General features: G+C 30.1%; 12 protein-coding genes. 8 read left to right on the top strand and 4 right to left on the bottom strand.

Annotation, left to right across the window (positions count from 1 at the left end; genetic code table 11):
• Positions 1 to 27 precede the first annotated feature (27 nt).
• Genes fucP through ACSHW5_RS07810 form a run of 4 tightly spaced genes read left to right on the top strand, consistent with a single transcriptional unit; the run spans position 28 to position 4,077 of the window.
• On the top strand, positions 28 to 1,326 hold the full coding sequence (gene fucP, locus ACSHW5_RS07825; protein ID WP_435675562.1) for an L-fucose:H+ symporter permease: 1,299 nt from the start codon (positions 28 to 30) through the stop codon (positions 1,324 to 1,326).
• Between the two features lie 30 nt (positions 1,327 to 1,356).
• Positions 1,357 to 2,094 (top strand): (Fe-S)-binding protein, encoded by a 738-nt coding sequence (locus tag ACSHW5_RS07820; RefSeq protein WP_435675561.1) that lies wholly within the window; start codon positions 1,357 to 1,359, stop codon positions 2,092 to 2,094.
• Positions 2,095 to 2,109: 15 nt separating this feature from the next.
• Positions 2,110 to 3,483 (top strand): lactate utilization protein B, encoded by a 1,374-nt coding sequence (locus tag ACSHW5_RS07815; RefSeq protein WP_435675560.1) that lies wholly within the window; start codon positions 2,110 to 2,112, stop codon positions 3,481 to 3,483.
• Positions 3,484 to 3,486: 3 nt separating this feature from the next.
• On the top strand, positions 3,487 to 4,077 hold the full coding sequence (locus tag ACSHW5_RS07810; RefSeq protein WP_435675559.1) for a LutC/YkgG family protein: 591 nt from the start codon (positions 3,487 to 3,489) through the stop codon (positions 4,075 to 4,077).
• Between the two features lie 127 nt (positions 4,078 to 4,204).
• On the opposite strand, the gene ACSHW5_RS07805 is transcribed toward ACSHW5_RS07810, so the two are convergent.
• From ACSHW5_RS07805 to ACSHW5_RS07790, 4 genes are all read right to left on the bottom strand, one after another.
• Positions 4,205 to 5,473, bottom strand: a complete 1,269-nt coding sequence (locus ACSHW5_RS07805) for a cation:proton antiporter domain-containing protein (RefSeq protein WP_435675558.1) — start codon at positions 5,471 to 5,473, stop codon at positions 4,205 to 4,207.
• A 5-nt stretch (positions 5,474 to 5,478) separates the two neighbouring features.
• Positions 5,479 to 6,177, bottom strand: a complete 699-nt coding sequence (locus ACSHW5_RS07800) for a hypothetical protein (RefSeq protein ID WP_435675557.1) — start codon at positions 6,175 to 6,177, stop codon at positions 5,479 to 5,481.
• Between the two features lie 3 nt (positions 6,178 to 6,180).
• On the bottom strand, positions 6,181 to 8,523 hold the full coding sequence (locus ACSHW5_RS07795) for a hypothetical protein (protein WP_435675556.1): 2,343 nt from the start codon (positions 8,521 to 8,523) through the stop codon (positions 6,181 to 6,183).
• A 538-nt stretch (positions 8,524 to 9,061) separates the two neighbouring features.
• On the bottom strand, positions 9,062 to 9,505 hold the full coding sequence (locus tag ACSHW5_RS07790; protein WP_435675555.1) for a hypothetical protein: 444 nt from the start codon (positions 9,503 to 9,505) through the stop codon (positions 9,062 to 9,064).
• A gap of 234 nt (positions 9,506 to 9,739) precedes the next feature.
• Between ACSHW5_RS07790 and trmD the strand changes: the two genes are divergently transcribed.
• The 4 genes from trmD to ACSHW5_RS07770 all read left to right on the top strand — a co-directional run bounded on the left by trmD (position 9,740) and on the right by ACSHW5_RS07770 (position 16,470).
• Positions 9,740 to 10,417, top strand: a complete 678-nt coding sequence (gene trmD / locus ACSHW5_RS07785) for a tRNA (guanosine(37)-N1)-methyltransferase TrmD (protein ID WP_435675554.1) — start codon at positions 9,740 to 9,742, stop codon at positions 10,415 to 10,417.
• Positions 10,418 to 10,661: 244 nt separating this feature from the next.
• Complete coding sequence (rplS, locus tag ACSHW5_RS07780; RefSeq protein ID WP_435675553.1) at positions 10,662 to 11,012, top strand: 50S ribosomal protein L19; 351 nt, start codon at positions 10,662 to 10,664, stop codon at positions 11,010 to 11,012.
• A 696-nt stretch (positions 11,013 to 11,708) separates the two neighbouring features.
• Positions 11,709 to 13,934: an NADP-dependent isocitrate dehydrogenase gene (locus tag ACSHW5_RS07775; protein ID WP_435675552.1), complete on the top strand. Its 2,226-nt coding sequence runs from the start codon at positions 11,709 to 11,711 to the stop codon at positions 13,932 to 13,934.
• A 157-nt stretch (positions 13,935 to 14,091) separates the two neighbouring features.
• On the top strand, positions 14,092 to 16,470 hold the full coding sequence (locus tag ACSHW5_RS07770; RefSeq protein WP_435675551.1) for a TonB-dependent receptor: 2,379 nt from the start codon (positions 14,092 to 14,094) through the stop codon (positions 16,468 to 16,470).
• Positions 16,471 to 16,495 lie beyond the last annotated feature (25 nt).

Below are 16,495 nucleotides of genomic sequence, written 5' to 3'. Positions count from 1 at the left end.
TGTTTTTCTATTAAATAAAAAAACAAAATGTCTAACACAACAAAAATACCCGTAGTTTCTAAAGAAGCTCTAATACCTTTTATTATCATTACTTCATTATTTTCTTTATGGGGTTTTGCCAATGATATTACCAACCCAATGGTTGCCGCATTTGGTACTGTTATGGAAATCTCTACCGCCAAAGCCGCTTTGGTACAACTTGCTTTTTATGGCGGGTATGCAACTATGGCAATACCTGCAGCTTTATTTGTTAGAAAATATAGCTATAAAAAAGGAATTCTTTTAGGCTTAACATTATACGCAATAGGAGCCTTATTATTCTTTCCAGCAGCCCAATTTGAAGTCTTTGGCTTCTTTTTAGGATCACTTTATATTCTAACATTCGGATTGGCGTTTTTAGAAACAACAGCAAACCCATACATCCTTTCTATGGGAGATGAACGCACAGCCACTCAACGTTTAAATTTAGCACAAGCCTTTAACCCTATTGGGTCTTTATTCGGAATGTTTGTGGCTTCAAAATTTATTTTAGTAGCCTTAGATTCTGATAAAAGAAACGAAGCAGGTGAACTAATTTTTAGCACTTTAGACGAAGCACAAAAAGCAATTATTAGAACACATGACTTGGGTATCATTAGAAACCCGTATGTAATTCTTGGTTTTGTGGTGATAGCAATGCTTGTTTTAATTGCAGTTACTAAAATGCCAAAAAGAGACACTACTCAAAAATATTCTAGTGCATCAGATTCTTTTAAAAGATTGTTTGCTAACGGAAAGTACAAAGAAGGTGTTTTAGCTCAAATGTTTTATGTAGCAGCACAAATTATGTGTTGGACATTCATCATTCAATATGCAGGAAATTTAGGTATCGCAAAATCAACAGCGCAAAACTTTAATATTGTTGCCATGTCTATTTTCTTAGGAAGTAGGTTTATCAGTACTTTTATGATGAAATATATCAACGCTAAAAAATTACTAATGATTTTCGCACTTGGTGCAATGACTACCATTGCAGGAGTTATTTTAATTGAAGGAATGACTGGTTTATATTTATTAGTTGCAACCTCTGCATTTATGTCTTTAATGTTCCCAACTATTTACGGAATTGCTTTAAACGGATTAAGTGAAGAAGATTCTGCTTTAGGTGCTGCAGGTTTGGTAATGGCAATTGTTGGTGGAGCTTTAATGCCAATATTACAAGGTTTAATGATAGATATGGAAAAAATTGGTCCGTTTTCTGGAGTTAACTTTTCATTTATTTTACCTTTTATTTGTTTCTGCTTTATTGCAGTTTACGGATATAGAACTATGAAAATTTATAAATAAAATTGATATCATTATTAATCATTATTACACATGAAAGTAGGTCTATTTATTCCTTGTTACATTAATCAGTTATACCCACAAGTTGGAATTGCAACCATAGAACTTTTAGAAAAACTAAATATTGAAGTTAGCTATCCTTCAGGACAAACTTGTTGCGGGCAACCTATGGCAAACTCTGGTTTTGAATATGAATCTGTTGGTGCTTGCAATAATTTTGTAGAAAATTTTAAAGATTTTGATTACATCGTTACTCCTTCTGGAAGTTGTGCGTATCATGTGAAAAAACACTATAATATTATTCCTCAAACAGAAGAAGTTGTAAAGGTTAGAAATAATGTATATGAATTATGTGATTTTATACTTAATATCTTAAAAATAAAAGATGTTGGCGCTGCTTTCCCTCATAAAATTGGCGTGCATAAAAGCTGTCATGGTTTAAGAGGCCTGCGTTTAGGTTCTTGCTCTGAAGTTGTTGGTAATAAATATTCTTATATCGAAGAATTGCTGCAAGAAGTAAAAGGAGCAGAATTAATGCCTTTAAATAGAAACGACGAATGCTGTGGCTTTGGAGGTACTTTTGCCGTTACTGAAGAAGCAGTTTCTGTAAAAATGGGAAAAGATAAAATTAAAGATCATTTAGATAGCGGTGTAGAAGTAATAACAGCTACAGATACTTCTTGCTTAATGCATTTAGAAGGTTTGGTTAATCGCAACAATCACCCTTTAAAAATATTGCATATTGCTGAAATCTTAAACAGCAATCTATAATTAAAATACCAAAAAATGAGTCATTCAAAATTAGCAAGTATTTTTAATAAAGACGAAAAAAGGGTTGATTGGCACGACAAAGCCTTGTGGTTTGTGCGTCATAAAAGAGATTTATCTGTTCATAATGTAGAAGGCTGGGAAGAATTAAGAAACCTAGGTCACGGAATTAAAGCACACATGCTGTCTAACTTAGACAATTATTTAATTCAGTTTGAAGAAAACGCAATAAAAAATGACGTAGAAGTTCATTGGGCTGCAAATGCCGAAGAACACAATAAAATTGTACTTCAGATTCTTAAAGATAATAATGCCAAAAAAATAGTTAAAAGTAAATCTATGTTAACGGAAGAATGTCATTTGAATCCTTTTTTGGAAGCAGAAGACATAGAAGTTATAGACACAGATTTAGGAGAACGCATTGTACAATTAGCAAAAGAAGCACCAAGCCATATTGTTTTACCTGCAATTCATAAAAACAGACATGAAGTAGATGAATTATTTCAAGAACATTTAGGCACAAAACCCTGCGATGGAGATCCTCAATATTTAACAGGCGAAGCAAGAAAACATTTAAGAACCAAATTTATTGAAGCAGATGCAGCTCTTACAGGTGTAAATTTTGCCATTGCGGAAACTGGAGGTTTTGTTGTTTGTACCAACGAAGGAAATGCAGATATGGGCGCACATTTAGCGCCGGTTCATATTGCTTCTATGGGTGTAGAAAAAATTATTCCGAAGCAAGAACATTTAGGCGTATTTTTAAGATTATTGGCAAGATCTGCAACCGGACAACCAATTACTACCTACTCATCTCACTTTAAAAAAGCGAGAAAAGGTGCTAAAATGCACATTGTAATTGTAGACAATGGTCGTTCTGAACAATTAAGCAGACCAGATTTTAGAGCTTCATTACACTGTATTCGTTGTGGTGCTTGTATGAATACTTGTCCTATTTACAGAAGAAGTGGCGGACATAGTTATGATGCTACAATACCAGGACCAATTGGCTCTATTTTATCACCAGGAAAAGATTTAAAAAAACACAGTACATTACCATTTGCATCCACACTTTGTGGCTCTTGTTCAGATGTTTGTCCTGTAAAAATCGACATACATACGCAGTTATACAAATGGCGACAAATAATTACCAAAGAAACTCCACAGCCTTTTGTTAAAAAAGTATCCATGAAAGCAATGGGTAAAATATTTGAAAATCCTGGTCAATTTGAAATGGTAGGAAAAGTTGCACGTTGGTCTTTAAGAAATTTACCAAAAGCTGTCATTAACTCTAAACCAAATGCATGGGGAAAAGCGAGAGATTTACCTTTAGGTCCTAAGAAAAGTTTTGATCAATGGTTTACAGATAGAGAGAACGAGAAAAAAAGTTAAATTATGGGAAGTAGAAATCAAATATTAGACAGAATAAAGGCAAATAAACCAGAACTTCTAGATTTACCAATTATCAATCCTTCTATTTTTGACGAAGGATTAGACCTGATACAGGAATTTACTAAAAAAGTAGAAGTTGTTGGTGGTAATGTTATTGCCGCAAATTCTAACGAAGAAATTATACCACTCATTCAAAAAACATTTCCAGACACAAAAGTAAATTTCTCTAACTTAGACAACAGCACATCTTTTAACACTATTTCTTTAGCTTCTTTACAGAAACCACATGACTTAGAAGATTTAGATGTTTTAATTTTAGAAAGTAAATTGGGCGTTGCAGAAAACGGCGCTATTTGGTTATCAGACAACAACATACCAGTACGTGTGTTGCCTTTTATTACAAAGCATCTGGTTTTGGTTTTATCAGCTAAAGATATTGTAGCGTATATGCATCAGGCGTATGACAAATTACCTATTATAAATTCCGATTTTGGTGTGTTTATAGCCGGTCCTTCTAAAACTGCCGATATAGAACAATCATTAGTAATTGGTGCACATGGCGCCTTAAGTCTTACCGTGTTTTTGAAAAAATAACAATATTTTTATTGGTTTATTGGTTGAATTAAAAAGGACACTATACACACTTTTAACAAAGTATTTATAGTGTCCTTTCTTTTAAAATACAATTTTTCTTTATAATAAAACAGCTCACCTAAACCTTCTAAATATTAGAAGATTCTATTGTAGGTGCTTCCCATTTTACATTTCCAACCGCATTTGAACTTGCTATTTGTGTAGCTTTAGAACTCCTTCTCTTATCAAAAATCATTGCGCCAGTCATAATTAAACTTGTACCAATAATTACAAATAAGAGAATACCAGGCTCAAAAGTAGCAACTTGTGCTTCTGCCGGAATTGCATAAAAAAGCAACACTGTTATCAATCCACGCGGTGCTATAAAAAGTTGCGGTAAAATATCGCTACCCACAAAAATTCTTAGCAGCATAAATCTAATGATATAAATAGATGCAATAATGGATAAACTAATTAAGGCAACATTCAAATTAAAAAGCGAAGTAATGGCTATTGTTAAACCAAATATTACAAAAAAGAAGGTTCTTACTACAAAAGCGGTTTCTAAGGTAATAATATGTAATTCATGATAAATTTGATGCGCCTTTTTAAACTCTAAATATTTAGCCAATTTCCCAGAGAAAAACACCTTCATATTTGCAATTACTAATCCAAAAATTAAAATGATTATAAGTGATGATAAATGCATTTTCTTACCAAGCGCATACAACAACAACAACACCGCAATTAATAAAAATAATTTTGCCTGACTCTTAATTCTCTGGAATATTAAAATTATGGCATAACTAGCAATTAAAGAGATTACTATAGTTAACAAAATATTACCAGTAAAACCAACAACTCCAGAGTCTTCAGTAGGGTTTAATTTACCAATTAAAAAGTAAAACATCATAATTCCCATAATGTCAGAAAAAGTACTTTCGTAAATATGAAATTCCTTTTTATCAACATTTAAAAGCCCCACACTTGGTATAATTATAGCACTAGAAAGTATAGACAAAGGTGTTGCATACAGCCAAGCAGACTGCATACTCATTTCTGGTATAAAATTATACAAAATTAAAGCGGCAACCCATGCAGAACTTACCAAACCAATAAGAGCAATAGCCATAGATTTTAAAATTGGTATTAACTTTTCTCGTTTTAGCTCTAATTCTAAAGCAGCTTCAAGAACAATCATTATTAAACCAACAATACCTAATACTTCTAAAATTGGTAAAAAATTTAACTTATCTGTAGTAAAGTATTCTAAGGCATACTGTAAACCAACTCCTAAAATAATTAACATTAACACAGCAGGGACACTTGTTTTCTTTGAAATTCCATTAAAAATAAAGGAAATGATTATTATTAATGAAACTTCAATAATGAGGTTATAAGATGATAGAATTTCCATATTCCTTAAATTTTTGTTGAACTAGTTTTAATATTATTTTTATTTAAATATGCAAGAAGAGATTCCATTTTAGCTCCGTTTTCTAAGGCAACTTGAAGTTGAAGCGTTTTTTCATTAGGAATCTTTTTTATAATAGGTTTGTTCTTAAAATCTATATTCGGATTTTCAAAAAGCAGGTCTAGAATTGGTGAGCTTTTATCTTGTTCATAAATATAAATTGTTCTTCTAACGGAAGCAATATCATTCTGATTAATACTAAAACCATTTTTATCTATAAATGAATAATTGATAAATCTATTTCCTTCTACTTCATTTATAATAAGTCCAAAATGTAAAAATTTACTAATATCACCTTTAAACTCACCTGTAGAAATGTTAGATCCAATATTTACTAACGGATTTATTTTAAACAAAACACCATGTAGATAGCGTTTTATATATGAAAAAGTAATCACTAAAAAAAGCAAGAAAAGAACACCATGAATCTTATAATCTATACTTACAAAACTCAACAATATAAACAATACAGCAGAAGGTTTATATATTTCAATAATCTTATTTAAGACTAGACTAACTTTATGAATTACTGAATTTCTTTTGAAAATCTGAGGAAGAAATCGCAACACTATTATTAAAAAAACGTACAAGGCAATTAACGTAGCAATAACAGTAAAAAAGTTAAACCATGTGATATTAGTATCCATAAATTAAGTGTTAATTTTGTTATTTACAATTCTTGCAACATCGTTTACAACAACTGGGTTTAAGTACAAACTACCGTTTAAATCTCTCAACAATACTTTCACATTTACCAAACGCCTTAATGCAGATTTAAATTCTGCATCAAAAGACGTAGTTGTTACGTTTTTAATACTAAATTCAGAAATAAATTTAAAAACTAAAACTTGTTTAAGAATGATAATCTCTTGTGCTGTGAAAAAATCTAAAAATTCATAAAAAGATTCTTTGAACACCACTTTTTCATCGTCTTGTACAGAGGTATGAAAGGTCCAAGATTGAAGCGTGTTCCCAAAATTATACGCGTTATTCTTACACAATTTAAGCGAAAGTCTACGAATTTTATTTTCTGAAATAACTTCTAAATCTTCAGAAAATAAATCTCTATGTGCAGCGCCATGACGTAATAAAATTGCGTTTATTATTTCATCTTCATCAGCCTCATTTATATTAATTACACGACTAAAAGCATCAGAAAAATTCATACGATTGTTTAAATGATCTAGCATTATGTTTGTTGTAGAAGCCATCACAAATGTTTCATCAGAAGTTGTTTCAATAAAGTTTACCAATGCTTTTATATTGTACAAAAAACTAAATTTATCATCTCTCCACAACTCTAAATCATCAATAAGAATAATAGGTCTTGTGCTTTTTCCATTATTATTTTTTATATAAAGAAGCGCCTCTTTTAAATCATTTGTTGTATTAAATTTTCTACCATCAATAGTTGCATCACTATTTGGTTGTAACACAACAATATCTTTTCCAAAAAATTTCTTTGCACAATAATCTAAAAAAGTGCTTCTACCACTTAATCTGTCTCCTGTAATTAAAACAGATTTATGAAACCCTTCATTCCAATGAGCTACAATTTGTTTCATTTTATGTTCTTGACTTTTTCTAGGAATTAAAAACAAATCTCCAATAAACTGCTTGTTTAGAAATAAAGAATCATAATGCGTGTTTTTATTCTGAAACATTCTATGCGATATACACTGGGTAGAAAGCTCCATATTTGATAGCGCTTCATATTGCAAAGACTTTTTATATTGCGAATTAAAATACAACGTTCTTTCTTTAAAAACATCCTTTATTTTCTTTATAATGGAATTGCGCTCAATATGTAAAGAAGAATTTAAAGTAACATCAAGAAAATCTTTCCCTTGAATTAAGTGGGTAACTAAAAGTTTCGTATTTACTTTATTAATTAGTGATTGAGAAATAATTTTACCACTTTCCTTAATCTTTTTTACGTCTTCTTTTAGATGAGATAATGTACTTAAAATAGTATCAATTTTAACATCTTCTTGTTTCTCTTTTGAATACTGTAAACTATTCTTAAGGTTTAGCAGACTAAGATTAAATTTACTAATTAAGCTAGTTTCTATGTTTACTAAATCCATAAATTCTGGCAGAATTTGATAATCAAACCATTTTTGAGTTATTTTTTTGAGTTCTATTTCTCTAACAGACAACAAACCACCTTTTGCGCTAATGGGTATTGCTAATTTTTGTAGTTGATTAATTTGATTATTAACGGTCTCTGAAAAAGTAAAATGTTTATTTTCTATAGTAGTTTTTACAGCCAATTGCTCATCAACATAAGTATAAAGTCTATCATGATCTAAACTATCTTTTGTATTATTAAAAATATGGTTTTCTATTTTTTCCATCTCATTCACCAATAGGTTATGATTGGTTGTAATATCTATTACCACTTGTTTTAGGTTATTAAAAGTAACAATAGTTTCAAATGCCAATACTTTTTGTATATCAATTTCTTTTAACTGATTAATTATAGTTTTATATTGAGATTTGTAAATATCCCAAGGATTTTTTTGTAAGGATATTTTTTGGGCATTTTTTTTATAAACAGCGTTCGTATTGTTGGTAGCGTTCTTATCTAATACGATTAGATTGTTAAAATCTACTAATTTTTTTTCTAAAATAGTCTTAGAACTTGTATAATGATTATAGATTTGATTTTCCGTTAATTGATTTTCCTGATTTGAAATTGAAACCTTGTTTAATTCCAAAAAAACATCTCTGTGTAATAGCGCAACAATTTTAAAACCTTCTGACAATACATAGTTTACCATATATATATCATTTGCATTAGAAGATGTTGTACTTATTTCATCACCAAACACTATAAAGCATTCTATAAATGCTTTAAATTCATGCGCTATATATGACTTAAGCTCTATTCTATTATGTATTGTATCTAATTTTTTAGTATACGTTTGTAGATCTTCTTGAAACGTTTTTAAGATATTTTTTTGAATAGCTACCTTGGTTACTGTATTCATGTATTTTTAAATGTATTAGTTGTCTTGCAATAAGTGCCTACACTATTTATAATAGCTGCTAATTCTTTGGTATATTTCTTATCTTTAAACCAGAATAAAGGAAACTTAATAAAAAAATCAACATTCATAAAATCTGTTCATTATTTTAAAAATGACCTCACAAAAACTCATACTTTATTACTATAGTTACCATGCTGCGGTTATTAAATAATGAATGAAATAGCGATTTTTAAAATTAGTATTCAATTAATAAAATTTACAAAGCAACTTTTGCCAATACTTCAAAAATACTTAAAATATCTGTTCTTTTTAAAGAAACTTCGCACAGAAACTCTTTGTTTGTTCATTTTAAATTAACAATTTCACGTAACTATTAAAAAAATTAGCTTCTGAACCATTAATACAAACTGTTAATAGTATGTATACCAATATTGTTTTAAAAAACTGAATTATAATTCACTTTTAATTTATCATCAACAAAACACACCAAACACCTACTCTTTAAAGTATTATTGTTTTCTTTATGTTGATAAATACATTAAAATACAATTTTTGACTCAAAAGGAAGAGACCATTTAGAAGCTCTACCAATAGCGGGCGTCATTGTAGCAAACACTTCTATTTTCTTTGAAAAATGAGAACTTCTATTTGTTAATTTACCCAGATTTAAGCTCATAGGAATCTCATACGATTGCTTTTTTAATGTAGCCACAATCATTTTTGTTTCTCTGCCTAAATACTCATCTTTTCTATCTTGCGAAATGGACACTACCCTACTCTCATCCCAGTTAGAAACAATAAGTGGTGCGTCTAATTGCCCATGAACTTCATATACAAATAAATGCAAACAATATTCCATCTTTAATTGTAGGTCTAATTCATGGAATTCTATTTTTGCATCAATTGTAAAATCGTTGTTACTATCATTCACAATAATAACTTCTGGAATTGAAACTAATTTTACTGATAAAATTTTTGCCATGGTGTAAGTATTAAATTATTAAAAAAAGCCCTGAATACATTGTATTTTTAATAGTATTATTGATACAACAATTTATCACTTTTTAATGTAAAAAACACTAAAACACCTACTTTAATTACATGCTAATATATTTTCTTAGTAGCAAAAACTCAAAAAAAAATAATCCACTATTACCTTTAACAAAGTGTATAAAATATTCCGAATAAGATTTTAAATTCTTGTACTTTTGCAAGCATGCGCATAGATATCATTACTGTTTCTCCAGAATTACTAAAAAGTCCATTTGAACACTCCATCATAAAGCGTGCTCAAAATAAAGGACTAGCAGAAATTTATTTACACGATTTACGCCTCTTTGGTTTGGGCAACTACAGACAAATAGACGACACTCAATTTGGCGGAGGCGCTGGTATGGTTTTAATGATAGAACCTATTGCAAATTGCATACGAAAATTACAATCTGAACGTCAATATGATGAAATCATTTACATGACGCCAGATGCTAAAACGCTAAATCAATCTACAGCAAACACCCTTTCTTTAAAAGAAAACATCTTAATTTTAACAGGACATTATAAAGGTGTAGATCAACGGATACGAGATCTTTTTATCACCAAAGAAATATCTATAGGCGATTATGTTTTAACTGGCGGCGAATTAGCTGCAGCTGTTTTAGTAGATGCTGTTGTACGTTTAATTCCTGGTGTAATTGGAGACGAACAATCTGCGCTCACAGATTCTTTTCAAGATAATTTATTATCACCACCTGTTTATACCAGACCTGCTGAGTTTGAAGGCACAAAGGTTCCGGAAATATTATTATCTGGTAATTTTCCAAAAATTGATGATTGGCGAAGCAACCAAGCTTACAAAAGAACTCAACAAATAAGACCAGACTTACTTGATGAATAACATTGTAAATTTTTACACAAAACAGAGTCGCTCATTATATTCATAAAAAAAACTAAGGTATTTATTTTAATAAATATTCAGAAACTACCTGGTGCTTCGTTTTTTACTCACAAAACAATTAAAATAAAAAATAATTAATTTTAGTTTTATCAACAAAAAATAATTATTACTTTTGCAAGCGCTAAATTAACCTCTGACGAAGAAATCGTGAAAGTTGATTTACAAAAACCATAAACATATAAATATGGAAGCTTTATTAAAATTTGTACAAGACGAATTTGTACCAAAAAAAGAATATGCAGAATTTGCTGCAGGTGATACAATTACTGTGTATTACGAAATTAAAGAGGGTGAAAAAGTACGTACTCAGTTTTTTAGAGGTGTAGTTATTCAACGTAAAGGAAGCGGAACTTCAGAAACTTTTACTATCAGAAAAATGTCTGGTACTGTTGGAGTAGAAAGAATTTTTCCTGTTAACTTACCTTCTATTCAAAAAATTGAAGTTAATAAAAGAGGTAAAGTACGTAGAGCGCGTATTTTCTACTTTAGAGGTCTTACTGGTAAAAAAGCTAGAATTACTGAAAAAAGAAGATAATTTCTTTTACATAAAAGTATCTAAAAAGCGTTGTGATTTTATCACAGCGCTTTTTTAGTTAACAATTGTTTACAAGTACAGTTCATACAATGTTAATAATTATCACCTATAAATATTTGCATATTCGTAAAATAATACTATCTTTATATCATAATTACTAAAATTATCGTTCATTAACTTATTGTTTATTAAATACAACAAATTAAAATAGCTTTTTATTTGAAAAACTAAATCGAAATTTTAAGTGAAACCTGTACAATTATGAAAATAATTAACAGATCTGAAAATGTTCCATTTTAATGACAACAACCGAAACATTAATAAAAATTTGAAAAAGTTTAGGCTTATTTATAATTAAGGATGTTTCAAAAACCGAAGTAGTAATAAATAATTTCTTTGTAAAAAAAGAAATATAAAAGGAAACTTTTATTTGAACTTGCAGCAATGTAATTCAGTACGATAACACTATTTCAAAGAAGCCATATCACTGCAAGAAATTGTATGATATGGCTTTTATTTTTACAAAAAACCATATTCCTATCAATTCATATTTTTTATTATTACATTCACAACAAAGCAATATAATTAATAATAATTAATCAATAAAATTGTAATTTTTAATTCATATTTTTGCCGTACTTTTTAAAACGAAAAGCATTTCGTATTAAAAAAATAATATCTAAAATATACGTCAAAATGAGCAAAATAGCTAAAATAATTTACACAAAAACTGATGAAGCTCCTGCTTTAGCAACAAGATCTTTCTTACCTATTGTAAAGGCTTTTACAAAAACTTCTAACATAGAAATTGAAATAAAAGATATTTCTTTAGCAGCAAGAATTCTTGCTAATTTTTCTGACTATTTAACCGACGAACAAAAAGTAGAAGATGCCTTAGCTGTTTTAGGTGATTTAGCAAATCAGCCAGACGCAAATATTATAAAATTACCAAACATTAGCGCATCTGTTCCACAACTTAAAGATGCAATAGAAGAATTACAAGCTTTGGGGTATGCATTACCAGAGTATCCGGAAGAAATAATATCTGATGAAGACAAAGTGGTTGCTACATTGTATAACAAAGTAAAAGGATCTGCTGTAAACCCAGTTTTACGTGAAGGAAATTCTGATAGAAGAGCGCCAAAAGCTGTGAAAAATTTTGCAAGAAAAAACCCACATTCAATGGGAGCTTGGTCTAAAGACTCTAAAACACATGTTGCAACAATGACGGAAGGTGACTTTGCACATAATGAGAAGTCTATTACCTTAAAAAAAGCAACTGATGTTAAAATAATTCACTCAGATACTGCTGGTAATATAACTGTTTTAAAAGAAAAACAAGCTCTATTAGATGGTGAAATTATTGATGCTACCGTAATGAGTAAAAAAGCATTGTTAGATTTTTTAGAAGAACAAGTAGAAGACGCTTTAGATAAAAACGTACTACTTTCTTTACACATGAAAGCAACAATGATGAAAGTAAGTGACCCAATTATTTTTGGTCATGCCGTTCGTGTATATTTTAAAGATTTATTTGAAAAACATGGAAAAACATTTAAGAAAATTGGTGTAGATGTAAATAATGGTTTTGGACAATTACTTGGAAAATTAAGTGAATTACCTAAAGAAAAACGTGATGAAATTAGAGAAGACATTAGATATTCTCTAGATCATGGCGCAGAATTAGCAATGGTAAATAGCGATAGAGGTATTACCAACTTACACGTACCTAGTGATGTTATTGTAGATGCATCTATGCCTGCAATGATTAGAACTTCTGGGCAAATGTATAATTCTGAAGGAAAACTACAAGACACAAAAGCAATTATACCAGATAGTGCCTATGCAGGTATTTACTCTGCAACTATAGATTTTTGTAAAAAACATGGCGCTTTTGATCCTACCACAATGGGTACAGTACCAAATGTTGGTTTAATGGCTCAAAAAGCAGAAGAATATGGTTCTCATGATAAAACTTTTGAAATTGCTGCTGCTGGAAAAGTACAAGTTGTAGATGCTAGTGGTAAAGTTTTACTAGAACATTCTGTTGAAGCTGGAGATATTTGGAGAATGTGCCAAGCAAAAGATTTACCAATTCAAGATTGGATTAAATTAGCAGTTACAAGAGCAAGAGCTTCTGAAACACCAGCTGTTTTTTGGCTAGATAAAAACAGAGCTCATGATGCAGAAATCATTAAAAAAGTAAATTTATATTTACCAACACATGACACTACTGGTTTAGACATTAGAATCTTAACACCTATAAAAGCAACGGAATTTACATTAAATAGAATTGTAAAAGGAGAAGATACTATTTCTGTTTCTGGTAATGTTTTACGTGATTATTTAACAGATTTATTCCCAATTTTAGAAGTGGGTACTTCAGCAAAAATGCTATCTATTGTTCCATTAATGAATGGTGGTGGTTTGTTTGAAACTGGCGCTGGTGGTTGTGCTCCAAAACACGTGCAACAATTTTTAGAAGAAAACCATTTACGTTGGGATTCTTTAGGAGAATTTTTAGCATTGGCTGTTTCTTTAGAGCATTTAGGAACATCAAACAACAATTCTAAAGCGTTAATTTTATCTGAAACTTTAGATGATGCTACAGACAAATTCTTAGAAAACGATAAATCTCCTTCAAGAAAAGCAGGAGAACTAGATAGCAGAGGAAGTCACTACTATTTAGCAACCTATTGGGCAGAAGGATTAGCAAATCAAGATAAAGATGCAGCGTTAAAAGCTACTTTTACTAAAGTTGCTGAAGACTTAAAAGCGAATGAAGACAAAATTGTTTCAGAACTTAATAAAGTTCAAGGAAATCCTGTAGATATTGCTGGTTATTATTTACCTAATGAAGAATTAATTTCAGCAGCAATGAGACCTAATGCAACATTAAATACTATTTTAGAATCTATTTAATTCTTTAAAAAATACTTATTATTATTAAAAAAAAGTCGGTGGTAAACATCGACTTTTTTTTTGTTTTCAATTAACACATAAAAAACTATTGATTAACATTGCATTAAAATTAAGTATTGTATTTTTGTTTATATTATCAACTTAATCATTAAACAAAATGTGTCGTTTCAAAAAATTGTTCTTTTTGCTATTTTTGTTCAGTTTAACTGTATTCTCTCAAGAAAAAAACACCATTAGTGGTACCATTTATGATGAAAGCAACAATGAAACTTTAATTGGAGTTTCTGTCTACTTCCCTAGTTTAAACTCAGGAACTACTACCAATGAATACGGCTTCTATTCTCTTACAATTCCAGAAGGCACCTATAAAATAGAAATAAGCTATTTGGGCTATTCTTCTATTATTGAAACCATTAATCTTACAGAAAAACAAACTAAAAACTTCAAAATGTCTGAAGAAACTGAACGTTTGGATGAAATTGTTATAGAAAGTAATATAGAAAACTTAAATGTTAGAACACCACAAATGAGTGTAAACAAACTAACATCAACAACCATTAAACAAATACCCGTTGTATTAGGAGAAGCAGACATCATTAAATCTTTAATCTTATTACCAGGAGTTACCAGTGCTGGTGAAGGAGCTTCTGGATTTAATGTTAGAGGCGGCGCTGCCGATCAAAATTTAATTTTATTAGATGAAGCCATTGTCTTTAATTCGTCGCATTTATTTGGTTTTTTCTCTGTTTTTAATCCAGATGTGATAAAAGATGTAAAACTATACAAAGGAGGAATTCCCGCGAAATACGGAGGTAGATTGTCTTCCGTTTTAGACATTTACCAAAAAGAAGGAAACAGTAAAGATTTTAATATTACTGGAGGTGTTGGCTTGGTTTCCTCTAGATTATTAATTGAAGGCCCTATTAAGAAAGAAAAAATTTCGTTTTTAGTGGGCGGTAGATCTTCTTATGCTCATTTATTTTTACCACTTTTTGACAATGATAACAAAGCCTATTTTTACGATTTAAACACAAAAGTAAATTTTAGAATTAACAACAGAAACAGTATTTTCTTTTCTGGATATTTTGGTAAAGACGTCTTTGGTATCAGTGATAATTTTGTAAACACTTACGGCAATACCGTTGGTAATTTACGTTGGAATCATTTGTTTTCTGATAAACTATTCTCAAACTTATCCATTATTTATTCTGATTATTTTTATGGATTAACCTTAGATTTTGTTGGCTTTGAATGGAATTCTGGAATAACCAATTTCAACCTTAAATATGATTTTAAGAATTACATCAACAATAAATTTAAATTAAGTTATGGTATTAACAATATCTACATAAAATTTAATCCAGGAGAAATTGTTCCTAACAGAGAAGATTCTGGAATTGTTGCTGAAAAATTAATTGACAAATATGCCAACGAGTTTGCCGCTTATATAGACGCAGAACATAAATTAAATAACAAACTAAGATTACAATATGGCATTCGCTTTAGCAACTTTACAAGATTAGGACAAGATGAATTAAATAGCTACGCCAATGATGAAGCTGTAATTTACAATGAAGAATTCAAAAAATATGAATCTGGGGAAGCAATTGATACAGAAACTTTTAAAAGAAGCGATGTTATTACTAATTTTAACAACTTTGAACCCAGAGTTTCTATGTCTTATACACTAGACAATACCACTTCTATAAAAGCCAGTTATAATAGAATGGCACAGTATTTACACTTATTATCTAACACCGCTTCCCCTACTCCTTTAGACGTATGGACACCTAGTGGCAAATACATCAAACCCCAATTATTAGATCAGTTTGCTGTTGGTTATTTTAAATCTTTAAAAGAAGGCGATTACTCTATAGAAACTGAAGTATTTTACAAAAAAATTCAAAACAGAATAGACTATATAAACGGCGCCAATTTAATTGCAAATAATGAAATTGAAACTGTAATTTTAAACGGAAAAGCAAGAGCCTATGGTTTAGAATTACTACTTAAAAAAAATACAGGAAAATTAAAAGGTTGGCTCGCCTACACCTTATCAAAATCAGAACAATTAACCGAAGGTAGAACCCCAAATGAACCAGGAATAAATAACAGTGAGTGGTACAATACAGCGTTTGATAAAACCCATGATTTTTCTATCAATGCAAGTTATGAGTTGAATAAAAAATGGAAATTCAATGCTAATTTCGTTTTTCAAACAGGACAACCAACAAATTACCCAATAGGACAATATGAATTTGAAGGTTTAAATGTGCCAATTTATGCAGATAATAGAAGAAATGCAGATAGATTACCTTCTTATCATCGGTTAGATATCTCTACAACATTAACTCCAGAAAAGAACAAAAATAGAAAATGGCAAGGAGAATGGGTGTTTGGTATTTACAATGCCTACGGAAGGCAAAATGCCGCCTCTATAAATTTCACACAAAATAGAGAAACCTATAAAAATGAAGCAATACAAACTTCTATTTTTGGTTTAGTACCTTCCGTTACTTATAATTTTAAATTCTAACAAGGGATTTAAGTCTCTTGCTGAT

The sequence above is a fragment of the Polaribacter sp. genome (genome assembly GCF_051251875.1).
Taxonomy (GTDB): Bacteria; Bacteroidota; Bacteroidia; order Flavobacteriales; family Flavobacteriaceae; genus Polaribacter.
Note: the sequence above shows the minus strand (reverse complement) of the source record. Positions and strands in the feature narration are given on the sequence as shown.